The organism is Cystobacter fuscus (assembly GCF_002305875.1).
Lineage (GTDB): Bacteria > Myxococcota > Myxococcia > Myxococcales > Myxococcaceae > Cystobacter > Cystobacter fuscus_A.
In genome coordinates, this window is record NZ_CP022098.1 from 8,617,694 (window position 1) to 8,640,974 (window position 23,281).

Here is a 23,281-nt window from a genome sequence, read left to right on the forward strand (position 1 = left end):
TCAACGAGTTGGAGCGTGAATCCACGCACGGACCCACCGGAAACACCAGGGGAGGGGGGGAACGGAGGCTGCCCGCCCGGAAGCTCATGCCACCGCGCTGGAAGGCGCATCGGCGGGGGCCGCTGTCAGCAGGACGCGGAAGGTCGCACCCTGGCCCGGCTGGCTCTCCACGGAGAGCTCGCCGCCGAACCCGGTGATGAGGCCGTGGCAGATGAACAGGCCCAGCCCGGTGCCCACGCCCGGCGGCTTGGTGGTGAAGAAGGGCTCGAAGATGCGGCCCAGGTCCTCGGGGGCGATGCCGTGGCCATTGTCCTGGACCTCCGCCCACACCCGGCCATCCGCGAGCAGGCCCGTGGCCACGCGGAGGCGGGGCTCGGCGGGCCCTTTCGCCACGGCATGGAGGGCGTTGATGATGAGGTTGAGGAAGACCTGCCCCAGCCCATGCTCGTCGGCGAGAACGGGCGGCACCGGACACCGCGCCCACTCGACCCGGAGCCCCGGCACCTGGGCGAGGTTCGCCATGGCGAGGGCATCCTCCAGCACCGTGTCCAGCGCCACCGGCGCGTCGGGGAAGCTCCTGCCGCGGGAGAACCCCCGCACGTCCTGGACCAACCGTTGGATGCGCTCGCAGCCCTGGAGCGCATCGTGGCAGGACTCCTGGAGTTCCTCCACGTCTCGCGGGGGTTGGGTGGCGGCCAGCGCCTTCAGCTCCCCTCGAACATGGTGGAGGTTGGCGATGATGAAGCTGAGGGGGTTGTTGACCTCGTGCGCCAGCCCGGCGGCGAGCCGCCCCAGCGCTTCCAGCTTCTGGGCCTGGACGAGCTTGAACTCCAGCAGCCTGCGCTCCTCCGTCTCCCGCCGCAGCTGGGCGTTGGCCTGCTCCAGCTCCGCCACCCGCCTGCGCTCGCGCCGCAGCAGCTCCCACTTCTCGGCGAGCGCGTGGGCCATCTGCCGCACCTCCATGCTCTGGAAGGGCTTGTGGAGGATGAGCAACCGTTGGCTGATGCCCAGCCGCTGCACCACCTCCTCCCAGGAGTAATCCGTGTACGCCGAGCAGAGGACGACCTGGAGGTCCGGGTCCTCCCGCCAGAGGCGCTCGGTGGTCTCCACGCCGTCCATTCCCGGCGGCATGCGGACGTCGACGAAGGCCAGGGCGTACGGCCGCCCCTCCTTCAGTGCGACCTTCACGCGCTGCAGACCCTCCTCTCCCTGGAAGGCGGAGTCCACCTCGAAGCAATACCCCTTGGGCCGGGGTGGAGGCATGCCGAAGAGCGAGGCCCTCAACTCCGCGAGTGACGCGCCGCCCTCGCTCTCGGCGAGCAGCCGGTGGAAGTCCTGGTGAATCGACGGAGTGTCATCAATGACCAGGACACGCGGCGCGGGCACGGCTGAGAGACTCATGGTGTACACCCCCCCACCTGCCCCCTCTTCCGAGTCCCCTGTCCGCATCCAAAACCGCGGGAATGCATATCAATTCTCGAGGACAGATAGGTGAGGCACGCGACCAATGGGGGCGGTCCAATTTCCAATCACATGCTAAACAGGATTTTCAGACAAAGATATATCCCCGGCCGACAACGCCCCCAGCACGCCGGCTTCAATGTTGAGTAGGAGATGTTGGAGGGAGAGGGCTGGAGCGCAGGGGCCGAGAAGGGCCGCTGCCGGGGCCAGCAAGGCCGCGCGCCGCGCCGGTACACGGGACGGTGCAACCCCTTGGTGCGCACCCCTGCCCTGGCCGCCCTCGCTTGAGCAGAGCGGCAGGCCGTTGGGGCGTGTGGACAGCGGCTGCGCCAGGTTCAGCACCACGCCCGCTGGGGTGATCCCCGGGCCGGGGCCCGCTTCAGCGCCCGCGTGGGCAGTCCCAGGTGCGCCCATTCGAGCTGCCCACGGCAAGTGCGAGCCTGTGTCAGGTGAGGAACTCGACGAGCGCCGGGGTGAGGACCTTGGGGCTTACGTTATGTGTCTGTCCCGCCAGCGTGCGGTGCTGTGCGTTCGGCACGGCCTTCGCGACGCCTTCGGCCGCCTGCTTCAGCCGGGGGTCCGTCTTCCCACCATTCATGACGAGCGTCGGGACGCGGATGGACGAGAACCGCTCCGTCGGGACCGAGTAGCCGCGCATGACGTTCGCGTCGTAAGGCAGCGTGTGCGCGACCGCCTGAAGCTGCCGCCAGGAGCCGGGCATCAGCCGCATGAGCAGGACGACGAACCCGGGCGCGCCCATCATGTCCCGCATGAAGTACTGCACTGCGTCTCCACGGCCCCCCTCCGAGAGGAGCCGCTTCAGGTTTGCCTCGTGGTCGGCCTCGAGACGTCCGGACGCGGCGGACACGTACGGGGGCTCGTACGCCGTGAGCTTCGTGATGTTCAGCCCGCTCGCCGCCGCCTCGAGCGCGAGTGCTGCGCCGGACGACAGGCCCGCGACGGCAGCGGAGCCGCCCGCGGCCTCGATGAGCGCGGCGAGGTCCTCGATTTCCCGCTCCCGCGCGTAGGGCTGCGTATCGCCGCTGTCGCCCCGGCCACGGCGGTCGTACGTGAACACCGTGAAGTGCCGGGCGAGGAGCGGCGACAGCTTTGGCATCGGCCCGAACGCACGGTAACAGAGGGCGCCGTCGACGAGGATGAGCGCAGGTCCGGAGCCCGTCTTCTCGTATGCGATCGACGTCCCGTCCTTCGAAGTGACCTTGTCCATGGGAGTCCGGCTATATACGCCGGCTCGCCCGCGAAGGTGACGCCGGGTAGTGCTCATGCCGCATTCCCCCACTACTTCGTCACGTCCAGGTGCTTCCAGGGGCGACTGCTGCTACGCCCCAGCGCGGAGGTGAACGAGGTGGTAGGCGGGGTGCTGGCACGAGCCGTCCAGCAGAGCGCGGGCACCATCCGGCCGTACGCCTTTACCTTCGCCTCCAATCACTTCCACTTGTTGGTGTGGGCACGGGGTGCCGCGCTTGCCGGCTTCATGCGCTACGTGCTGGCCCATGGGGTGAAGGAGCGCCTCATGGAGAGGAGCGCTGAGTGGCCGGGTCTCACGTGCCTGCCGCAATTGCTGGGGCCGGCGCGCAGAGTGTTCTCGAGAGGCGGCGGCGCGGTGGAGTCGGGGGGATTTCCTGGCCTGCTGCATTGGCTGCATGGCGTGGCTGCACAGGCGCTCGCCTCGGGCCTGCATGGACACACGCTGTGGTGGCGGACGACGGAGGCTGGCAACGACGACTCGGTGGACATCATCCAAGGCCTGCCCGATGGCGTGGCGTTTGCGGATCTGCTGGCCGGGCGGGTGGGTTGAGGCGGTGGGAAGTCTCGTCGCCAGCCAGCCGTTCAGACTGACATCTCTTGTTCCCACCAGCCGCGGGTGTTCACGTCGGCCGCGTCGGCGAGAGATTCCAGCTCCGCCATGTCTTCTCTGGTGAGCGTGATGCTGTTGGCTCGGACCAGGCTCTCGATGTATTGGGGCTTGGTGACGCCGATGATCGGCGTCGTGCCCTTGGCGATGGCCCACGCTGTCGCGATCTCGGGCGCTGCCACACCCTGCTTCTGGCCTATCGAGGCGAGCTTGTCCGTGAGCGCCTTCAACTGAGGCAGCAGGCCGTTGTAATGTTTCGCCCGGTCGCTGCCTTGCGGCAGCGGGTTCTCCGGGCTGTACTTGCCACTCAAGGCGCCCTGTTCAAGCACCATGTAGGCGAAGAATGGGATGTCGCGCTTGCGGCAGTAGTCCAGGATGCCGGCTTGCTCGGAGCTGCGGTAGAGGAGGCTGTAGTGGTTCTGGACGGCCTCGACCCGAAACCCGGCTGCTCCCAGGATCTGGTTGGCGAGTTCGATGTCGCTCAGCTTGTGATTCGAGACGCCAACATGCCTGACCTTCCCGCTCTTCAGCAGTGGAATCAAGTGCGGCGTCCACCGCGCCACGTCGGCTGGGTTGTGAATCCAATACAGGTCGATGTAGTCGGTACCGAGGCGTGCCAGACTCTGCTCGAGCATGTCCGCCACCGGATCCTCGCCGGTTCCCGCGGCCTGCGGCGTGAACTTCGTGGAGAGCTGGTAGTCGCTGCGGGCATAGCGCTTCAGTACATCCCCGAGCACGGTTTCGGAACGGCCCATGCCGTACACCACGGCGGTGTCCCACAGCGTGAACCCGGCCGCGTGCGCCTTGTCGGCGACCTTCTCCAGGCCAGATGGAGTCAGGTGGCTGCCGAAGTAGCCGTTGCCCGTCTCGCCGCTGTCGCCCCAGGCCCACGTGCCCAGCGCGACCGTGGGGGTCTTCAGATTGTCGATGGTCATGTTCTCTCCATGTTGGTGCTGCGGCCGGGTTTGCTGTGCCCCTCCCTGACGCCGCCGACACTGTGATGCGCGGCGACGCCGAACGGTTAGCCTGATCCGCCGAGATTGCTGCACATTCCTCCAGAAGCTGCGGACCAACATTGCCGGCTCTTCGCTCGCATGCGATGGTCCGATTCATGGAAACACTGATCGAAATCGCGGCCGTGATTGCCCGGCACGTCTCGAAGGATGGCTTCCACGCCACCCCCATCGAACGTCTGACGCTTGCTCGATCCTCCACGGTGACACTGCCGATGCCGAATGTGTACCGGCCGCAGCTGTGCCTCGTCGCGCAGGGGCACAAGGAAGTCACGCTGGGCGACCGCGTGTTCAGATATGCACCGGGGCGCTATGGGATCGTGGTCCACGACCTGCCAGTGACAGGTCATGTGGTCGAGGCGACGCCTGACAAGCCCTATCTCTGCCTGTTCCTCGATTTCGATCCGGTCATGCTGGGGGAGTTGGCGTTACGCGTGCCGCCGCCGGGAGCTTCCTGCCCGCCAATAGGCATGACGGTGTCCGACGTCGGCACCGATCTGCTCGACGCCGTGCTGCGCCTGCTGCGCCTGCTCGACGATCCGGCAGCGCTGCCCATACTCGGGCCGCTGGCCGAGCAGGAAATTCTCTATCGCCTGCTCGCCGGCCCGGACGGCGCCAGGATGCGCCACATCACCTCCAGCCAGGGGCGGGTGGCCCAGGTTGGCCGCGCCATCGGCTGGATCGGGAAGAACTTCCGGGAAGGGTTCAGGATCGAGCGGCTTGCGGCGGAAGTAGGCATGAGTCCGTCGAGCCTGCACGAACACTTTCGCGCCGTGACGGCGATGACGCCGCTGCAATTCCAGAAGCAGCTCAGGCTGCAGGAGGCGCGCAGCCTCATGCTGGTCGATGACATCGACGTCACCACTGCCGCCCTCCGCGTGGGTTACGAAAGCCCGTCACAGTTCAGCCGCGAATATCGCCGCCACTTTGGAGAGCCCCCGGCGCGCGACATAGCCCGCTTGCGCGCTTCGACGGCCTTGGCGCAAGCCTAGTCGCTATCGAACGACGACAGCTTCAGCGCCCCGCCGGCCACACCACCGTGTCCACCACGACCAAGAAAATCACCACGGCCAATCCCCTTCATTTCGCCGAGGACTCGCACTTGAAATGCGCGGTGATGAATGACATCCGGTCGAAGACCGCATCCTTGCCATGCGCTCGGCAGTGTTTCGCCGCCAGCGGCAAAGCGTCGCCCGCCGACCACACGTTGAAGACGGACACGACGTTCTCGTCACCTCGGGGCGGAGCATTCGGCAGCTGTCATGTTGCGGGGCGTGCATGAGTATGCCGCCGGGGTGCCCCCAGCGGTGAGGCCGTCACGCCAGCGCAACCATCGTCCTGCGCCCCGGCAGCCGCGTGAAGGCCAGCGCCGACAGGAAGGCGCCGATGCCCAGCGAGAACGCGCCGATGAAGAGCCACGCATAGCTGGAGGTCGAGTCGTAGATCAGCCCGCCGACCACCGGCCCCAGCGCCATTCCCAGGCTGCTGGCCGTCGTGGTGCCGCCGATCACCGTGCCCATCATGCGCAGCGGGAAGTGCTCGCGCGCGATCACGGCAAACAGCGGCATCACGCCCGCATAGGTGAAGCCGAACAACGCGGCCACGGCGTAGAAGCTGCCCAGCAGGCGCGCGAACACATAGCCCAGCACCACGACCGCCTGGGCGAGCAGCGCCAGCACCAGCACGCGTGCGGCGCCGAAGCGGTCTCCCAGCAGCCCGAACACGAGGCGGCCGCCCATGCCCGCGAGGCCTTCCATGCTGTAGATCGACACGGCAGCCATCAGCGGGATGCCGCAGGTGACGGCGTAGCTCACGGTGTGGAAGATCGGCCCCGAGTGCGTGGCGCAGCTCAGGAAGCTCGTCAGCACCAGGATGAGGAAAAGTATAGGACGGATAGGAGCCCTGCTGAGAGGAGGCGGCCTGGAGCGGAGGTGGCGAGGAGGGCCGCTGACGGGAGCCCGCCCGAGCAGTGAGCCAGGCGGGTGGAGAAGCCGCGTTGCCCCTTGGGGTACACGCCGGCCCAGGCCGCCCTCCCATGAGGTGCGCGGCAGGCGCCTGGCTCTGTTGGCGCTGGCGGCTTGAGCTTCAACACCACGCGGCTTGGAGGGGCCCGTGCGCCGGGGCCAGCCCCGCACCTGCCGTGGCCAGGCCCAGGTGCTCCAGAATCGCTCGCACTCCACCCACCCCCTCCCTTCACGGATAGAACACCCACCGTCGGGTCTCTTCTGCCCATTTTCCCCCGGCGCGCTGAGTATGCCAGCACGCGAGCCCGAGGGCGCGTGAGGTGCTGAGGGGCTCCGTCCCTTTCATCTCGCCGATGACGTGCCGGGTGACACTTCCCGCTGCCCGCGGTGTTCCATTGGACACGAAAGCCGCAAGGGACACTCCTGAGAGTTATTCATCCATGCCTCGATATCCTGTACGTTACCTCTTCCTCGCCCTGGTGCTCGCCACCTGGTGCCTCGGTTGCGAAGATGACCCGGCCGCCGTCGACGCGGACTACGCCTTGACCCATGTCACGGTCATCGACGCCGCCGGAACCCCTCCCCAGTCCGACATGACATTGCTCATCAAGGGCGAGCGGATCGTGGCGCTGCACAAATCCGATGACGTCGAGCTTCCCGAAGATCTGAAGACCGTGGATCTCCAGGGCAAGTATCTGATGCCAGGGCTGACCGACATGCACGTCCACACCCAAGAGCTGGAGCAGGTCTTCCCGCTGCTCCACGTGGTGAACGGAGTCACCACCCTCCGGGAGATGGACGGCTCGCCCTTCTTGCTGGAGTGGCGGCGCAGAATCGAGGAGGGGCGCATGCTCGGGCCCCGGATGATCCTCGGCAGCACCATCATCGACGGCACTCCGTCTCTCTGGCAGAACTCGCCGGTCCCCCATGTCTCGGTCCGCAACGAAGCCGAGGGCCGGGAGGCGGTTCGCCAAGCCAGGGCCCAGGGCTATGACTTCATCAAGGTCTACTCCCGGTTGTCGCGCGAAGCCTACTTCGGCATCGCCGACGAGGCCCGGTTGCAACAGATGCCTTTTGCCGGACACTGCCCGGATCTGGTCACCACCGCCGAGGCCAGCGCGGCGGGCCAGGCGAGCTTCGAGCACCTGTACGGAGTGATGTACGCGACGTCCTCCGAGGAGGCGGAGCTGCGCGAGCGGGTCGGGGAGATCACGCTCAGGCCTGACACCCTCACCGGCTACAACACCTGGTTCCAGCAGACCCACGCGGTGGAGTGGGATGCGGCTCGCACCTACTCCTCCGCCAAGGGCCTGCAGCTCTTCAATCAGCTCGCGAGGAACGGGTCCGCCCAGGTTCCGACGCTGGTCCTGCACGACGTGCTCGACCGATCGATGGACCTCGACATGGACGACGCACGGCTGAAGTACCTGCCGGCTTCGGTGGTGGCCGGCTGGCGGTGGCAGTTGGCGGAAATCTACCTGCAGGACCGTAGCGCGGAAGAGAGCGAGCAGCGCCGCGACCTGTTCAACCACAGGCTCGCCCTGGTGGGCCAGATGCACCGCGCCGGGGTGCGGGTGTTGGCGGGAACCGACAGCACCACCCCCTGGGTGTTTCCGGGCTTCAGCCTTCACGACGAGTTGGCGCTGCTGGTCCAGGCCGGGCTCACGCCGCTCCAGGCAATTCAGTCCGCTACCCTCGAGCCCGCGCGGTATCTCGGCATGCAGGACTCGCTGGGGACGGTGGAGCAGGGGAAAGTCGCCGATCTGATGGTGCTCGATGCCAACCCGCTGGACGACATCCGCAACACCACGCGCATTCATTCCGTGGTGGTCCGGGGCCGGTTCATCTCCGCTGAGGAACGGCGGGAGTTCCTCAGCGACCTGGAGACGCTCGCCGGGAGCATGTAACACGGCCCCGGAGGATCACCGGGGTAGGGCAGGGCGCTGCATCACTGGCCGGAAGCCCACCGAAAACCGCGCTCGAACGTTCTGGAACGCTTTCGCCGTATGCCTCCGACGGCGGGTTCGCTTCCCTCCGCCTCCACTCCATATCTCCCCCCGGGATGGTGTCAAAGGACTCGAAACGCGGGACCCAAGCCCCGGGATGGTGTCTCCGGGATGGTGTCAAAGGACTCGAAACGCAACGAGACGTGGCGTGGACGGTGGAACCCACCCTCTTCAAATGCTTCCGCGGACTTGCGAGTTGACGCGCGCGGTGTATCCGGCCTCGCTGTGCTCACGAGGGGGATGGGGATGGGTTGGCCGCGCCGACACGGAGGCGCAGGAGCCGGGGGTGTATGTCACGGAGGTGCGCTCGGGGAAGGTGACCCGGGTGCGCCTGTCGGATGGGGCCCGGAGCACGGTGGCCAAGGGCCTCAAGGCCCCCGAGGGCATCGCCCGGCATCCCGACGGGGGATTGATCGTCGCCGAGGTGGGCCGCAAGCGACTGGTGCGCATCGAGCCGGCCACGGGACGCTCCACCGTGCTCGCGAGCAACATGCGCATCGGTCTGCCCGAGAGCGAGGGCCTGCCTCCGGGCTACATCCCCACGGGGGTCGCCGTGGGCCGCTCGGGCACCATCTACATGTCCTCCGATATCGAGAGCGCGCTCTACCGCTTCGTGCCAGCACCCTGACGGAGTCCCGTTGCCCGGGCGTTTCCCGAGTCGGGCACCGAGAGCAATGGGCCAGGGGTTCTAGAGGCGAGGGAGGCGCAACGGGGGCGTCTGGCAGAAGTCCGCTCGCCTGGTGTAAACTTTTCGCACCAGGAGGAAGTCGATGCCAAGGCGTCTCGGTGACAGTCCACCGCCAATGATGCGTCCGTCCGTAGGACCGGCCCGGCAGTCCCATTCGACGGGACCGGCCTCCCAAGTAGCCCGGCAGCCATCGGCGCCTCCCACGCCGACAACGCCCCCTCGTCCCTCCTCCCAGTTCGACGCGCGAGGACCCGCCCACTCCCCCGTTGCACACAACAGCAGGTCCCCATCACCCCAGCAACAGGCGGCGTACAACACGCGGACCGACACCCTGAGGTACAGCTCGAAGAGCCGGTCGCCTTCTCCGGCCGATGCGGCCCACCAACGCCCGTGGCCCATCTCGCAGCATGTACAGCAGGTGACCCAGCAAGTCCTCCTGGATGTTCCGGATGCCAAGCTCACCCAGTACATCGATCAATCGTCCCACCCCTATGTCCAGCAGAATGGCGGGGTGTGCAGTGCCATGACACTGCATTGGATCGATCAATCGTCCCAGCACAGCTCCCCCTCCGAGGCATCGGCTCACTTCGGCAAGACACTCAACAACAACATCAATGACATCATCTCGGACCAGCAGCACATCGAGACAGAGATCAGCAGCCTGAGCAACAAGCTGAACCACGCCGAGAACTATCTCGATACCGTCCTCACCCAAGAGCAGCAGACAATCAATCAAAAGAAGAAGCTGGCGAAGGAGGGCAAGCTATCGCCCGAAGGGCTCCAGGATCTGGAGAAGCACAGACAATGGTTCAGGTCGGAGCTGGCCGGGGTCAAACAAGCCATGGCCGAGACCTCGGCGAAGCAGCAGGAGTTGAAGTCGAATCTGGGCGCCGGGCTGCCACACACGAACATGGCTAACAAGGAGCCTCTCAATCCCGACACTTTCGGTGAGCACGTCGCCGAGCTCATTGGAGGCAACAACGGATTCTACCGGCTCTCCTTCAATGGGGCGGAGGGCGAACATGGGCACGTCGTGGGATTGCAGGTTTCCCATGATACGGGTGAGTACAAGTACATGGACCCGAACACGGGCGAGTTTCGAATGAACGATCCCACGGACATGCTCAACGTGGCCATCCTTCATGCGAACAAGCTGAACTACCACAAGGACTACAGCAGCTTCTCGCTCGACCACTACGCTCACTAGTCCTCACCCGGGTTTCGAACCCGTGACTTCCTTGAACGCCATGCCCGAGACCCGCGCGCGCTCCAGCGCCGTCTTAATGGTCTCGGACACGATGAGCGCCACGGTCCAACCCCAGGGGCGGAAGACCTGGACGCCGCCCACCTTCGCCGGATCGATCCGCAGGCCCACCACGCTCCGGTATTGCCCGACCAGCTCCTTCTCGCCGTCCTCCGGCTTCCAGAACTCCACCTTCTCGCAGGCCCGGTCATCAATGCACCGCACGTTCCGGGTGGCGACGAGAATGAAATAGGGTTCGGACTGTCCGTTGATGTCGACGGGAATGGCCTGTACGTCGCCAGGCGCCAATTCCGTGAACAGGGTGGCGACCTTCTTGTGAACGATGGGCGTCACCCCCGCGCTCGGCAGCGAGAAGTCGAGTGCTTTGCCTGGACGCTCGACGGCGATCCGGTACCGCGCTCCGGCAGGAACGGGAAGCCCCTGCGCGAAGTGAAGCGGGTCATCGATCGGCTGTCCCTTGGCATCTATCGGATCACTGAGCAGCCAGCGCCCTGGGATGTCCTTGCGATCAGTGAGCCTGAAGTACCGTATCGTCGTCATGAGGCCTACCCCATTCGTGAGTGAAGGCATCCTGACACTAGCGCCTCGCGCCCCCTCCGTCCAAGAGAGGCTGCGCCGCTGCACCTGTGGGCCACGGCGGCCTCGGTGAGCCGCATCGCGGGAGCGGGCGCGCCTGGGCGGCTCTCAGAGGGCCGCTGACGGGGGCCCGCCCGAGCAGTGGCCGTGGCCAGTCCCAGGTGCTCCAGAATCGCTCGCACCCCTCCCGCCTCGTTCACGTACGCCAGCATTCGCCGCCTGCCTCCACACCTCACGCAGGCGAACACCTCGAAGTCGAACGTCCTCCTGAGCAACTCGGCTCAGTCTACTCGCGACGTCTTCTCCTTTATCGGCTCCTTGCTGGCCGCTGCCTGGGGCGCCACGCTCGCCTCCTCCGCTCCCGCTTGGGGGACCAGAAATGGCCGCAGTTGCGCGCCTGGAGCAAAGACGCCGTGGAACCTCGTGAGGTTTGCCCGAGGCGGAGGTACCAGGGACGCTACACGCCGTAACAGTTCCAGCCCGGTGAAGAGCAGGTGCTCTGTTCAGGAGCAACCGTCTCATCCAGGGCCCTGAAGAGGAGCGCCATTGCCTGGGCTGAGGTCGTGTCCCCGCGCACACCGAGGGCGGCACTCACGTAGGGGCGGGACGAGGGAGTCATCCTCTCAAGATAGTCTTCGAATTGGTAGGCCTGGCCTGTTCCATTGATGAAGGATATGTGCTCGTCCACATAGTGCCAGATTCGCATTTCATCTTCTCTGCCTTCATCCCTGGCCGCTCTCCAGCGAGGCGCGGTGAATTGTGATGCCCGTGCGAGAGCCTCATGGATTCTCACCGCGTGGCCTCCGCAATTCGGGACGAGGGATTTCCCCAGAGGGGTTTTCATGAGCCGCATTCAACCATGGGCAGACGTTGAAACGGCAAGCTCGTCGAGTTCATCAAGGACTGGAACAAGCAGACATGAGGTCCGCGTAGCTTTCCCGGACCGAGGCGTGGGCGCCGCTCACCACCGGCGAAGGGAGGACCAGGGGAAGGGAGCCCAGAAGGGCGTCGCCACCGTGTCACCCTCCAGCGAGAACCAGGGCCCCGCATCGCCCGGGGACAGCACGTGGAAGTCCTGCGCGGGCGTGAAGCCCTGGCCGAGCAACGCCACCCGCCGGCCCTCGGCGTCCCGCGCCACGTCCAGCACCATCACCGTGTGGCCCGGACTGCCGCCCAGCACGAAGAAGTCTCCCGGGCGTACGTCCTCGCGCGAGGGCCGCCGCTTTCCGGCGGCCAGGGACAGCGTGCCCGCGTAGGTGAACACCAGGTCCAGGTACTTCTGGAACGCGGCGCGCGAGCCATCCACCGGTCCGCTCTTCACCCACGTCACCTTCGAGCCGGACACGCGAGCGCGCTCCCCCTGGGCGTAGCGAGGCCAGGAGGCGAGGTCTCCATTCGTGAAGCGGTAGGCGATGCGCTCCTTGTCGCCACGGGACCAGAGCCACTCGGCGTGCAGGCGGATGAGGGAGTCCGCGCATTGCTGCAAATCCGCCCGCCCCACGTTCAGCTCGGCCACCGCGGCGAGAGAGGCATCCTTCGCGGCCAGGATGGTCCGCCCCTGGAAGTCGAGGACCGGGGTGCCCTCCGGTCTCAGCGGCAGGCCTCGCAGCCAGGCGCCGAAGGAGCCCTCCTCGAGCGCGACGCGCGTGTAGCCCCGCGGAGGTGGCAGGGCCTCGGCGAGCGGACGAATGGAACTGTCCGCGGACAACCAGGGGTAGCGGGCCCGCTCCTGCCGGGTGGGCGCGCGAGGCTCGGACGCCCCGGCGAGGCAAGCCCCCAGCAACAGGGCGCTCACGGGGAGTCTCCAGATGGGGGAGCGGCGCATGGGGCCCTCTCGGTTCAGGAACAGGCGTCGAGCCAGGCGCGCAACCGGGAATCCGCCACGGCCTCGCTGCGCACACCGGGCTCCACGGTGAGCTCCAACGTGTGGAAGCCCCGCGCGCGGATGCCCTCCAACAGCGCCGCGCGCTGCTCGGCGTCCGGGGCGAACAGGATGCACCCATCCCCTCCCCCGGCTCCGGATTGCTTGCCCGCGCACCCGTAGGACGCGGCCAGACCCAGCACCCGCTTCATCGGCTCGGTCTCCAGCGGACCCAGTTCCTGGAGCAGCGCGTGTTGCTCGCGCACGGCCTCGGAGAAGGAGCGGAAGTCACCGCCCGCGAGCCCCTCTTCGATTTCCTGCCCCAGCGCGTCCGAGCGCTCCACGAAGGAGCGACGGCCCTGCTCGCCCCACTTCGCCTCCACCTGGGAGATGAGCACGCGCGTGGACGCGCTCTCGCCCGTGAAGGCATAGCCCAGGGACACCCGGGGCGTGGGCAGCCGCCACACGTCCACCGGAGGCGAGGCATCCACCGCCGCGCGGTAGCCCCCGGCGCTCGACGCCTCGATGAGCCCGGAGACCTCGTAGCGCCGATAGCGCACCACGCCGCCCGCGTGACTCGTGGCCACGTCGCCGCCGCTGCCCTTGCCGCCCTGGGCCGCCGCGTGCGTCACGAGCGCCAGCTTCAACGCGTCGAAGCGCTCCTCCAGGACGAAGCGCACCGCGTCGGCCGCCAGGACCGTGGCGCACGCGCTGCCGCCCATGCCCAGCTTGAGCCCGTTGGGGCCCACCGCCGAAGGCGCCAGCGCCAGATCGAAGCCCACCGACTCACGCCCGTGCAGCCGCAGCGCCTCGTCCAGCGTGCGGGCCACGAAGGAGAAGCCCGGGGGCACCTCGCGCTCCCACTTCACGCCCCGAGACGTCGTCCGCCCCGCCAGCGTCCCCTCCTCCAGGCAGATGTGCACCTGGGAGTCGGCCCGCCGCCGCACCAGCGCCGCCGTACGGGGACCCACCGCCGCCACGCGCGACAGGCCTCCCCACAGCACGGCGTACTCGCCGGACACGAACAACTTCCCCGGGGCCGAGAGGGCGCGTTCCATCAGAACAGGTGCTCCGTGAGCAGCCGCGCGTCCCCGCCCGGCACGCACCGCACCACCTCGGTGGCGCCACAGGCCCGCGCGACCGCCTCGGCCGCTACCTCGTGCGCCGCGTCCGTGAGGATGCACGGGTTGGGGCCCGCATCCAGGGTGAACCACACCGGCACGCCCTTCTTGCGCTGCTCGCGCAGCGAGTGGATGAGCGCCAGCGTGCCCGGCATGAGGTAGCAGAGCGGAGGATCCGCCGCGAGCGACGTGGCATGCATCCGCCACGCGTTGCGCTCGCACATCTCCCCCAGCGCCTGGAGATCCTTCCGGGCGAGGTAGTCACGCGCGCGCACCACCTCGGCCTCGGCGTCCTTGATCCACGCCGCGTAGTAGGGGCTCGTCTCCACGGCGTTCTTCATGCCGTCGCGCGACTTCACTTCCTTCTCGTCGCGGCTGACGATGGCCACCACCATGCGCAGCTCCGGCCAGTGCTTCTCGTCGAAGCGCTGCACCGCGTAGCTGTCCGAGCCGTCCGGGCGCTCACCGCGCATCCACTCGCACAGGCCACCCTGCACGCTGCGGCACGCCGAGCCGCTGCCCAGCCGCGCCAGCAGGCTCGACGCCCGGGGATCCGCCGGCAGCCCCGCGGCCGCGCGCGCCGCCACCGCCAGGGCCGCGAAGCCCGCCGCGCTGCTCGCCAGGCCCGCCGACGCCGGGAAGTCCCCGCGCGACACCATCCTCGCCGGGCCGAGCGAGCGCTCCTTCGCCTCGGCACGCACCGCGTCCAGCACGCGCAGGACCCGGTCGCGCTCGCTGCCCTTGGCCACGTAGCCGTTGAGCTCCACCGCGTCGGCGTTGCCCACCCCGAAGGCCACCGTGGTGTGCACCGACAGGGGCGAGAGCGTCAGGGACAGACTCGATTGATGGGGCAGGATGAGCGCGTCGTCCCGCTTGCCCCAGTACTTCACCAGCGCGAGGTTCGGATGCGCGAGGGCGGTCGCCTTCATGCCGCGCCCCGGGTCGCGCCCTCTTCCCGCGGTCCCGCGAGCTGGCTGTCGAAGCAGCGGAAGCCCTGGCGCGTGAGCTCGTGCACCGCGGGCGCCGTGTCGTGGAACAGACCGATGACGGCCCCGCCGTCGCCACCCGCGCCCGTGAGCTTGGCGCCCAGCGCGCCCATGGTGCGCAGCCGGTGCACCATGTCGTCCAGGCCCGGCGAGGACAGGCCCAGTGCCGCGAGCAGGCCGTGGTTGACGTTCATCACGTCACCCAACGCCTCCAGATCGCCCTCCTCCACCGCCTCGGCACCCTCGGAGGCCAGCAGGCCAATCTCGCGGAACACGCGCTGGTAGCGCTCGCTCCAGCGCTTCTGGCGCTCACGCAGCGCGCCCACCGTCGTCTTCGTCGGGCTGCGCGCGCCGGCCATCACCACCACCAACCGCACGGGCTTGGGGCTCTCCACCACCTTCGAGCGGCCCGACTCGGCCCCCGGCTTGCGGCGGTAGAGGATGAGCTGCTCCATGGCGCTCGTGGTGTGATCCACGCCGGACGGGGTGCCGTGGAACTCCTGCTCCATCTCCCAGGCCACGTTGGCCACGTCCATCGCCGTGGCCTTGCGCCCCGCGGCCTGCAAGAGCACGCGCGCGCACGCCACCGACAGCGCGCCGGAGCTGCCCAGGCCCATGGACAGGGGCAGATCCGTGTTGAACGACACCCGGACGCCCGGCTCGTCACACGCGGCCATGGCCCGGCCGAAGGCGGCCTTGAGCACCTTGCGCTGCTCGGGCGTCAGGGCCTCGGGAATGACGAGCTGGCACTTGTTGGACGCCTCACCACGAGCCGTCACGCCGCGCGACAGCGGCCCCGCCAGCGCCGGGTAGCCGTACACCACGCTGTGCTCGCCCAGCAGGATGACCTTGCCGGCACCAAAACCCACCAATGTGTTGTTCGAGTCCATTGTCTTTCAGCCCTCGGTGCCCGTGGCGGCGCGGAAGTCCTCTTCCGACAGCGAGGCGATCAGCTCGCGCGCCTTCTCCACCTTCACGTGGCCCGCGGTCACCAACAACTCGGCGATCTTCTCCACCCAGTCTCCGCGCGCGCCCGCCGTCACCGCCACGCACCGCGCATGCAGCGCCATGTGACCCTTCTGGATGCCGATGGAGCCCAGCGCCCGCACCGCCGCGAAGTTCTGCGCCAGTCCCACCGCCGCGAACACCATGGACAGCTCTCGCGCGGACGTGACGTTCACCAGCTTCATGGCGATCTGCACGCCCGGGTGGACCTTGATGGGACCGCCCACCGTGCCCAGCGCCATGGGCAGCTCGATGCGGCCCACCAGATGGCCGCCCTCCACGTGCCACGTCGACAGCGGCCGATACTGCCCGTCCCGGCACGCGAAGGCATGCGCTCCGGCCTCGATGGCGCGCCAGTCCTGACCGGTGGCGATCGCCGCCGAGTCGATGCCATTCATGATGCCCTTGTTGTGCGTGGCCGCCCGGTACGGGTCCGCCAGGGCGAAGCGGCTGGCCTGGTAGATGCCCTCGGCGATGGTCGCGCCGGGCATGTCGAAGTCCGAGAGCGCCTCCAGCGGGATGCGGCACATGGCGCGCGCCAGCCGCCGGTCCGCCAGGTTCGACAGGATGCGCAGGTAGACCTTGCCGCCGGTGAGCTGCTCGAGGAGCGGTGCCACGCCCTCGGCCATGGTGTTGATGAGGTTGGCTCCCATGGCGTCCTGGGTGTCGATGACCAGGTGGACCACGAGCAGCGGCTCGCCCCGCGGACCCTCGGGGGCCGGCAGCACGCGCACCTCGATGTCCTTGCACCCGCCGCCGCGCTTGACCATCGAGGGGTGGAAGCTGTTGGCCAGCGCCAGGATGGCCTCGCGCGCCGCGTGGATCTTCTGCGTCGCCTCGGTGGGATCGCCATAGCGCGTGAGCTGCACCTGGCCGATCATGATGGGCTCGTCGGTCTCCGCGGTGAAGCCGCCCGCCTCGCGGACGATCTTCGACGCGAACGACACCGCCGCCACCACCGAGGGCTCCTCCACCGCCATGGGCACCAGGTAGTCCTTGCCGTTGACCTGGAGGTTGAGTCCCAGTCCGAGCGGCAGCGAGAACGTGCCCACCGCGTTCTCGATCATCTGGTTGGCCAGACCCGGCTGCAGCGCGCTGATGCCCTGCAGCTGCGCCAGGTCCTCCTCGGTCAGGTTCAGCATCTCGGCGAGCTTCTCGTGCCGCGCCACCATCGAGAGCTTGTGGAAACCCGCCAGCCGGGACGTCAACGTGTCAGACATTCTTTCTCTCTTCCCCACGCGGCATTTGCGCGAAACCCAACAGAGTCCTACAGCGTCGCGAGCCAGTCCTTCAACTGCCCCCCGATGATTCGGGGTTTACGCTGGAGGTCCGCACAGCTCGCGCTACCCGTGAGGACGAATGCCTGCCGCAGCGACGACAGGATGACGGCGAGAGCCTTCTCGGCTCCCTCCACACCACCGGCCTGCTGCGCCCGGAACAGGGGCAGGGCCATGCCGGCCACGTCCGCGCCCAGGGCGATGACCTTGGCCGCGTCCAGGCCCGTGCGCAGTCCACCCGAGGCCACCAGCCGGGGCCCGGAGCCCACGGCACGACGCACCGAGGCGATGGCCGCCGCGGTGGGAATGCCCCAGTTGGAGAACTCGGCGCCCACCTGGGCCTGGACTCCCTCGGCGCGCAGCTGCTCCACGCGCACCCAGGACGTGCCACCCAGACCCGACACGTCCACGTTGCGCACCCCCAGCTCCACCAGCCGGCGCGCCACGTCGGGGCCGATGCCGCATCCCGTCTCCTTCACCAGCAGACGCGCGCCAAAGGCCCGGACGAGCTGCTCCACGATCTGGTAGCCGCCCCGGAAGTCCCGATCTCCCTCGGGCTGGGTGAGCTCCTGCCCGGCGTTGAGGTGCAGCGCCATGCCGTCGGCGCCAATGGCGTCCGCCAGCCGCCGCACCCCGTCCACGCCCATGCGCACGGCCTGGTACAGCCCGATGTTGCCGAGCAACGGCACCGTGGGCGCCACCCGCCGGACCTGGAAGGACTCGGCCGCCTGGGGGTTCTCCGCCATGGCGCGCTGACTGCCCACGCCAAAGGCCAACCCGTGCCGCTCGGCCACCAGGGCCAGGTCCCGGTTCACCACCCCGGCCCGCTCCGTACCACCCGTCATCCCCGTGATGAGCAGCGGGTAGCGCAGCGTCTTGCCCAGGAACTCCGTGGAGAGGTTGACCTCGTCCACCGAGAGCTCCGGCATCGCGCAGTGCACCAACCGCACGTCCTCCAGCAACGTGCTGTTTCCCAACGGCTCGACGTCCCCGGTCGCACACAGATCGAGGTGGGCGTCCTTGCGCTTCGCTGTCGCCTCCTCGTCCGTCACGTGCCGCCTGCCCTCATTTGGTGGAACCATGGTCTGAAAAAAATACACTCACGCCAAGCCTATCCTGGACCTCGAATCCCTACCAAGGCGGGCAGGCAGGCGCAAGCGACGTGCACGCCACGACCCCCCGGGGCAGGAGGGGAAAGGTATGCCGCCCCTCTGAAACCTCGGGCCACACGATGTTGCTCGAAGCCGGCGGAGCGAGGTGCGAGCAGGCGGTGGAGCGGTCGGCGACCGGGTAGGTGTATCCGCCTCTCTCGTCCTTCCCCTGATTTGACGTGTCCTGTCGCCTGTTTACGTTCTTTCGAGACCCCTTGAGTCCAGGGAAAGGAAAGACGAGGCCACATCATGCGTGCTGGAGAGATGCGAAACACGTCGTTGCCCCCGATGGGCACGGGCGGTGGCGGATGGGGCCACCGGCTGGGCAACGCGTTGAAGACGACGGTGCTGCTGGCCGGACTCACCGCGCTCCTGCTCGTGGTGGGCGAGCGGCTGGGAGGACCCCAGGGGCTCGTCGTGGCGGGCTTCTTCGTCGTGGTGATGAACTTCGTCTCGTACTGGTTCAGCGACCGCATCGCCCTGGCCATGCACGGGGCGCAGCCGCTGGAGTACGCCGAGGCGCCCTGGCTGCACGCCATGGTCGAGCGGCTCGCCGCGCGCGCGGGCATGCCCAAGCCGGCGATCTACCTGTTGCCCACCCGCACGCCCAATGCGTTCGCCACGGGCCGCAATCCGGAGCACGCCGCGGTGGCGGTGACGGCGGGCCTCATGGACATCCTGGATCAGCGCGAGCTGGAAGGCGTGCTCGCGCACGAGCTGGCGCACGTGAAGAATCGCGACACGCTCATCGGCACCGTGGCGGCCACGCTCGCGGGCGTCATCAGCTACGCGGCGCAGATGCTCTTCTTCTTCGGCGGCTCGCTGCTCAGCCGCGACGATGACGAGGACGGGCTCGCCCACACGCTCGGCAACCTGGGCGTGCTGCTCGTGGCGCCCATCGCCGCCACGCTGCTACAGCTCGCGGTGAGCCGCTCGCGCGAGTATGGCGCGGACGCCACGGGCGCCCAGTTGAGTGGGGATCCGGATGCACTGGCGGACGCGTTGCTGAAGCTGGAGCGCGGCGCGGAGCTGATGCCCTATGACCGGGCGCCGGCCACCTCGCACCTGTTCATCGTCAACCCGCTGTCCGGCGGCGCCATCATGGGGTTGTTCTCCACGCACCCGCCCATCCCCGAGCGGGTGCGCCGCCTGCGCGAGATGAGCGCCCTCACCCCGCGCTCGCCGCGCGCCTGGCGCAGCGTCTGGGCGTAAGGCCCGGCACCAGGGGCCCCTTCCCCGGGAGGGGGCCCTACCCCGCGGCCGTCTGGGGCGCGGGAGCCTGGGTGCCCTCGGCGGACAGCTCGTCGAGCGGATCGAAGTGCTTGAAGGGATCCTCCATCATCTCGCGCAGCGTGGTGGAGAGGATGCTCGCGTGGAAGCCGTCGATGAAGCGGTGATCGAACGTGGCGTTCACGTTCATGATCTTCCCCGCCACCACCTGGCCGTTCTCCACCACGGGTGCGTCCTTCACCGCACCCGGCGCGATGAGGATGGGCACGCGGCTGTAGGGCACGAGCGGCACGTACGCCGTGTCCAGGCCCAGCGAGCCCACGTTGGTGAGGATGGCCGAGCCGAACGCGTCGTAGGGCATGCCCGCCCACGTCATGTTCCAGTTCAGCGTGTACATGAAGAAGGACATCATCCAGGTGAAGAGGTTGAGCAGCAGGTAGGGCACCTTCTGCACCGTCCCCTTGCCCTTCTCCATCATCGTGTCCTTGCGCTGGCGCACCCGCTGCACCGCGATCTCCAGCTCGGTGGCGATCTCCCGCAGGCTCTTGCGCTCCGCGTCGTCGATCTTCGCCGAGGTGAGGTCCACCTTCCCGCCATCCGTCTGCACCACCAGCATGGAGATGGTGATGCGCTTGCGCAGGTAGATCTTGTTGAAGCGCAGGATGGCGTTGGCCTCGGGGCAGCGGCGCAGGGCCTCGGCCATGGCGCGCGCCAGCAGGTGCGTGACGGTGAGGCGGACGCCCGTCTTCTGGCGGAAGGCCTCGATGTAGGCCAGCGCCTTCTCCATCCGCAGCGTCATCGTCCCGTACACGGTCGGGTCGTACGCGGTCTTCCAGCTTCCGATGGCGAGCTTGCGGAAGCTCGAGATGTTGTCCTTGGGAATCAGCTCCAGGTGAGCCATGAGGCGGGGGTTCCTTCACGAAGAGGCGGTCCTCCAGCATCGCGTGTTCCGCTCCCCGGCAAAACCCCCCGCCCCCGTCCAGCCCCGAGCCGCACCGCGTCATCCGCTCCCCCCTCGCCCGCCCCCTCCAGAGGGAGGCGAGCGGGGTGGCGCCAGGTTCATGGCCGGAAAGACAACCCACGACATCTATTGACGTCCCGCCTTCTGACGCTAGGCTGCGCCGCTTTTTGCATCATCCCCGGAGGTCACCCTCGTGCTGGTAGCACTCCTCATCGTCGTCTCAGCGGGCTTCCTGATCACGCTCGGCCTGCTCCTCTTCCGCCCCACGGGCGCCCCGGCCATCGCCGCTCCCCAGGCCAACAAGCCCAGGGGTGAGCTGGCGGAGTCCGAGGCCAAGGTGCGTGCGCGTCTGGAGTCGGACCTGGATCGCAAGCGCAAGGAAATGGACGAGCAGCGCGCTCAGCTCCAGGACCTGAAGGAGCAGCTCAAGCAGGCCAAGCGCAAGAACTACGAGCAGCGCGAGGCCGAGAAGGGCGAGAAGGACCTGGCCCGGGCACGCGCCGAGGTGGAGCGCAACGCGTCCCTGCAGCTCGAGGTGGTCCGGGGCGAGCTGGCCGATGCCCAGACGGAGATCGCCCGGTTGCGCTCGGAGCTGGAAATGGGCCGCGGTGGCCGCCGCAACGCCGCTCCCGCGCCGGCTCCCGCTCCCGTCACGACCGCTCCCGCGCAGCCGATCTCCGCTCCGGCCCAGGCGGATGAGCCGGTGGTGGCCGTGTCCACGACCGTGGTACCCGCCGCCGCCGCCGCCCCGGCCGAGGCCGCCCCCGAGAAGGCGCCCCGCCGCTACCGCGAGCTGAACGACGCCGACCGCGAGAAGATGGAGCGGCTGGAGGCCACGGCGAACAAGGAGCGCGGCCGGGCCGGGGAGCTGGAGCGCGAGCTCAAGCGCGTGCGTGGCCGCGCCGACTCGCAGCAGCGCATCTTCGCCGCCAGCAAGAGCGAGCTGGACCTGGTGAAGGACAAGTTCAAGGCGCTGGAGAAGCGGCTCAACCGCACGCTGCTCGAGAGGGATCTGCTGCGCCGGGCCATCAAGGATCTCGAGAAGAAGACGGGCATGCTGGCCGATCGCACCGAGCTGACGCCGGACGAGATGGCCGCCAGCGATCAGAAGGTGGAGGAGGCCGCCCGGGCCCGCGCCGCCGCCGAGGCGGCCCAGCAGCAGGCCGCCCAGCCGGCCGCCGCCCCGGCCTCGGGTGACACCTCCGGACAGCCCGCCGCGACCGACTCCGCGCAGGAAGAGAAGCCGGCCACGCCGTAGTCGCCGCCCCGGTGTCCCCCTCCCGCGCCTGGGAGGGGACGCCCGCGGTCAGTCCAGCGGCGCGGGCATGTAGAGGAACAGGTCATCCAGCGTCGTGCGCCGGACGCCATCCTCCTCCAGCCCGCCCGCGACGAGCACCGAGCCATCCTCCAGCGCCGTACAGGTGTGCTGGTGCCGCGACCGCTCCAGTTCGGGCAGCCCGAGCAACCCCGCCGCTCCCCCCTCCGCTCCAGGCACGAGCAGCTCCCCATGGGCGTCGCTCACGAGCTCGTCCAGGCCCACGCTGCCCCATCCACCCAGCGTCAACACCCGTCCATCCTGGAGGGCCACCGCGCACGGCTCGCTCCGGGCGAAGATCTGGGGACCCTGGCCCTGACGCGAGGCCGCGTCCGGAGACACGATCTGCGAGGAGGCCAACAGCGTTCGCATCATCGCCGCCCCCACGGAGGAATGGCCCCCCACGTACAGCAACCGCCCGGGCCCACCAAAGGGCACGAGCGCCGCGTCACGCCGGGGCTCGCGCAGCCGCTCGCCCGTGTCCTCCGCGACGAAGGTGTCCCCCTGGTACGAGAAGAACAGCACCTCCGGCACCAACGCCGTCCCATCCGAGCCGCCCACCACGGCGAGGCGCCACCCATCTCCCACCGGGCTCACCCCCATCCCCACCCGCCGCACCGGCGTGCCCACCTGGAAGCTCCGGCCCGTCGCGGCGTCATACCCCTCCGCCTCGGACACGACCTCGCCGTTCACGCCCACGCCCCCCACCACCAGCACCCGCCCACTCGCATCCGCCGCCGCCGCGTGGTGGCCACGCGCCCGCAGGCCCTCCACCGGCGTCGCCGTGCCCGCCGTCACATCCAGCACCCGGGCGCTCGCCAGGGGCCTCGTGCCTTCGGGTGTCTCCTCCTCGCCGCCCACCAGCAGCACCTTGCCTCCCGGCAGCCTCGTCGCCGTGTGGAAGGCCCGGGCCGAGTCCAGCGCGGGCACGCGCTCCAGGGTGTCCGTGGCCGGATCGAACACCTCCACCGCGGACACCGTGGCGGGCCTCCCGTCCGCACCGAGCCGCACGCCCCCGGCCAACAACACCCGCCCGTCCTCCAGCAGCGTCGCCGTGTGTCCCGCGCGCGCCTCGCCCAGCCCCGCGCAACCCTGGGCCAGCCTCGGCCTCACGAACTCCCCCACCCGGCGCAGGGCGATGGCCACCGTCGGCGCCTCGCCGCCCCCCCGCACCTCGAAGGGGCGCGAGCGACCCACCGCGACCACCCGTCCCCCCTGCCGGGGCATGGCCGTGTACCCCCGCACCTCCACCACCCGGCCTTTTCCCGGAGGAAGGGTGGGGACGCCCGCCGCGCCCACCTCCACGGTGGTGAAGTGCTCGCGGGGTTGCATGCCCTCGCCGGTGACGCGCCAGCGCAGATAGGAGACTCCCTCCAGGGCCGGAGTCCCCGAGCACGCCTCGGTGCGCAGCTCCACGGGAGGACGCGTCTCACACCCGCCCAGCATGCCCAGCGCCGCGACGGTCAACGCCATCCAACCCAGCCGCCGACCCCTCCCCCGCCCGACGCTCCTCCCGGCGGTCAAGT

The 23,281-nt window shown here is 68.6% G+C and carries 22 protein-coding genes; 7 read left to right on the plus strand and 15 right to left on the minus strand.

Annotated elements, in window-relative coordinates; all coding sequences use genetic code 11:
• Positions 1 to 84: 84 nt before the first annotated feature.
• Together CYFUS_RS34675 and CYFUS_RS34680 are read right to left on the minus strand one after the other, a co-directional pair.
• Complete coding sequence (locus CYFUS_RS34675) at positions 85 to 1,401, minus strand: ATP-binding protein (RefSeq protein WP_095992412.1); 1,317 nt, start codon at positions 1,399 to 1,401, stop codon at positions 85 to 87.
• 505 nt (positions 1,402 to 1,906) lie between these two features.
• Entirely contained in the window at positions 1,907 to 2,689 is a 783-nt protein-coding gene (locus CYFUS_RS34680) for an alpha/beta fold hydrolase (RefSeq protein ID WP_095989121.1), read from the minus strand.
• A gap of 150 nt (positions 2,690 to 2,839) precedes the next feature.
• On the opposite strand from CYFUS_RS34680, the gene CYFUS_RS53240 reads away from it, so the two are divergent.
• Positions 2,840 to 3,280, plus strand: coding sequence for a hypothetical protein (locus CYFUS_RS53240; RefSeq protein WP_232536978.1), 441 nt, complete (start codon positions 2,840 to 2,842; stop codon positions 3,278 to 3,280).
• A gap of 32 nt (positions 3,281 to 3,312) precedes the next feature.
• On the opposite strand, the gene CYFUS_RS34690 is transcribed toward CYFUS_RS53240, so the two are convergent.
• The gene (locus CYFUS_RS34690) at positions 3,313 to 4,272 is read right to left on the minus strand and encodes an aldo/keto reductase (protein WP_095989122.1); all 960 of its coding nucleotides are present in this window, start codon (positions 4,270 to 4,272) and stop codon (positions 3,313 to 3,315) included.
• A 176-nt stretch (positions 4,273 to 4,448) separates the two neighbouring features.
• Between CYFUS_RS34690 and CYFUS_RS34695 the strand changes: the two genes are divergently transcribed.
• Positions 4,449 to 5,342 carry an AraC family transcriptional regulator gene (locus CYFUS_RS34695; RefSeq protein WP_095992413.1) on the plus strand — a complete coding sequence of 298 codons (894 nt, stop codon included), beginning with the start codon at positions 4,449 to 4,451 and terminating at the stop codon, positions 5,340 to 5,342.
• A gap of 88 nt (positions 5,343 to 5,430) precedes the next feature.
• Here the strand turns inward: CYFUS_RS34695 and CYFUS_RS51175 are convergent, their stop codons facing one another.
• Together CYFUS_RS51175 and CYFUS_RS54395 are read right to left on the minus strand one after the other, a co-directional pair.
• The gene (locus CYFUS_RS51175) at positions 5,431 to 5,571 is read right to left on the minus strand and encodes a hypothetical protein (protein ID WP_157758831.1); all 141 of its coding nucleotides are present in this window, start codon (positions 5,569 to 5,571) and stop codon (positions 5,431 to 5,433) included.
• A gap of 95 nt (positions 5,572 to 5,666) precedes the next feature.
• Positions 5,667 to 6,530 (minus strand): MFS transporter, encoded by an 864-nt coding sequence (locus CYFUS_RS54395; protein ID WP_332468309.1) that lies wholly within the window; start codon positions 6,528 to 6,530, stop codon positions 5,667 to 5,669.
• A 224-nt stretch (positions 6,531 to 6,754) separates the two neighbouring features.
• Here CYFUS_RS54395 and CYFUS_RS34705 point away from each other — a divergent pair, with 224 nt between their 5' ends.
• The 3 genes from CYFUS_RS34705 to CYFUS_RS34715 all read left to right on the plus strand — a co-directional run bounded on the left by CYFUS_RS34705 (position 6,755) and on the right by CYFUS_RS34715 (position 10,215).
• Positions 6,755 to 8,221, plus strand: a complete 1,467-nt coding sequence (locus CYFUS_RS34705; protein ID WP_157758834.1) for an amidohydrolase family protein — start codon at positions 6,755 to 6,757, stop codon at positions 8,219 to 8,221.
• A 385-nt stretch (positions 8,222 to 8,606) separates the two neighbouring features.
• Positions 8,607 to 8,948, plus strand: coding sequence for an SMP-30/gluconolactonase/LRE family protein (locus CYFUS_RS34710; protein ID WP_232536979.1), 342 nt, complete (start codon positions 8,607 to 8,609; stop codon positions 8,946 to 8,948).
• A gap of 478 nt (positions 8,949 to 9,426) precedes the next feature.
• Positions 9,427 to 10,215 (plus strand): hypothetical protein, encoded by a 789-nt coding sequence (locus CYFUS_RS34715; RefSeq protein ID WP_095989125.1) that lies wholly within the window; start codon positions 9,427 to 9,429, stop codon positions 10,213 to 10,215.
• Positions 10,216 to 10,218: 3 nt separating this feature from the next.
• Here the strand turns inward: CYFUS_RS34715 and CYFUS_RS34720 are convergent, their stop codons facing one another.
• From CYFUS_RS34720 to fni, 8 genes are all read right to left on the minus strand, one after another.
• Positions 10,219 to 10,812, minus strand: coding sequence for an imm11 family protein (locus CYFUS_RS34720; RefSeq protein ID WP_095989126.1), 594 nt, complete (start codon positions 10,810 to 10,812; stop codon positions 10,219 to 10,221).
• Positions 10,813 to 11,129: 317 nt separating this feature from the next.
• Positions 11,130 to 11,342 carry a transposase gene (locus CYFUS_RS54690; RefSeq protein WP_095992414.1) on the minus strand — a complete coding sequence of 71 codons (213 nt, stop codon included), beginning with the start codon at positions 11,340 to 11,342 and terminating at the stop codon, positions 11,130 to 11,132.
• Positions 11,343 to 11,809: 467 nt separating this feature from the next.
• A complete protein-coding gene (locus CYFUS_RS34735; protein ID WP_095989127.1) occupies positions 11,810 to 12,643 on the minus strand; it encodes a DUF4846 domain-containing protein in 834 nt (277 codons plus the stop codon).
• A 44-nt stretch (positions 12,644 to 12,687) separates the two neighbouring features.
• Positions 12,688 to 13,767 carry a mevalonate kinase gene (locus CYFUS_RS34740; protein ID WP_095989128.1) on the minus strand — a complete coding sequence of 360 codons (1,080 nt, stop codon included), beginning with the start codon at positions 13,765 to 13,767 and terminating at the stop codon, positions 12,688 to 12,690.
• A complete protein-coding gene (gene mvaD / locus CYFUS_RS34745) occupies positions 13,767 to 14,759 on the minus strand; it encodes a diphosphomevalonate decarboxylase (RefSeq protein WP_095989129.1) in 993 nt (330 codons plus the stop codon). The genes CYFUS_RS34740 and mvaD overlap by 1 nt, the downstream gene beginning before the upstream one ends.
• A complete protein-coding gene (mvk, locus tag CYFUS_RS34750) occupies positions 14,756 to 15,706 on the minus strand; it encodes a mevalonate kinase (protein ID WP_095989130.1) in 951 nt (316 codons plus the stop codon). The genes mvaD and mvk overlap by 4 nt, the downstream gene beginning before the upstream one ends.
• Positions 15,707 to 15,712: 6 nt before the next feature.
• Positions 15,713 to 17,059 (minus strand): hydroxymethylglutaryl-CoA reductase, degradative, encoded by a 1,347-nt coding sequence (locus tag CYFUS_RS34755; RefSeq protein ID WP_420042661.1) that lies wholly within the window; start codon positions 17,057 to 17,059, stop codon positions 15,713 to 15,715.
• A gap of 29 nt (positions 17,060 to 17,088) precedes the next feature.
• The gene (fni, locus tag CYFUS_RS34760) at positions 17,089 to 18,150 is read right to left on the minus strand and encodes a type 2 isopentenyl-diphosphate Delta-isomerase (protein ID WP_232536980.1); all 1,062 of its coding nucleotides are present in this window, start codon (positions 18,148 to 18,150) and stop codon (positions 17,089 to 17,091) included.
• 387 nt (positions 18,151 to 18,537) lie between these two features.
• On the opposite strand from fni, the gene CYFUS_RS34765 reads away from it, so the two are divergent.
• Positions 18,538 to 19,461 carry a zinc metalloprotease HtpX gene (locus tag CYFUS_RS34765; protein WP_232537858.1) on the plus strand — a complete coding sequence of 308 codons (924 nt, stop codon included), beginning with the start codon at positions 18,538 to 18,540 and terminating at the stop codon, positions 19,459 to 19,461.
• Between the two features lie 37 nt (positions 19,462 to 19,498).
• Here CYFUS_RS34765 and CYFUS_RS34770 read toward each other — a convergent pair whose 3' ends face one another.
• Positions 19,499 to 20,380 carry a 2-oxo acid dehydrogenase subunit E2 gene (locus CYFUS_RS34770; protein WP_095989134.1) on the minus strand — a complete coding sequence of 294 codons (882 nt, stop codon included), beginning with the start codon at positions 20,378 to 20,380 and terminating at the stop codon, positions 19,499 to 19,501.
• Between the two features lie 256 nt (positions 20,381 to 20,636).
• Here CYFUS_RS34770 and CYFUS_RS34775 point away from each other — a divergent pair, with 256 nt between their 5' ends.
• Positions 20,637 to 21,698 carry a cell envelope biogenesis protein TolA gene (locus tag CYFUS_RS34775; RefSeq protein ID WP_232537859.1) on the plus strand — a complete coding sequence of 354 codons (1,062 nt, stop codon included), beginning with the start codon at positions 20,637 to 20,639 and terminating at the stop codon, positions 21,696 to 21,698.
• Between the two features lie 48 nt (positions 21,699 to 21,746).
• Here CYFUS_RS34775 and CYFUS_RS34780 read toward each other — a convergent pair whose 3' ends face one another.
• The gene (locus CYFUS_RS34780; protein WP_095989136.1) at positions 21,747 to 23,228 is read right to left on the minus strand and encodes a kelch repeat-containing protein; all 1,482 of its coding nucleotides are present in this window, start codon (positions 23,226 to 23,228) and stop codon (positions 21,747 to 21,749) included.
• Positions 23,229 to 23,281: the final 53 nt, after the last annotated feature.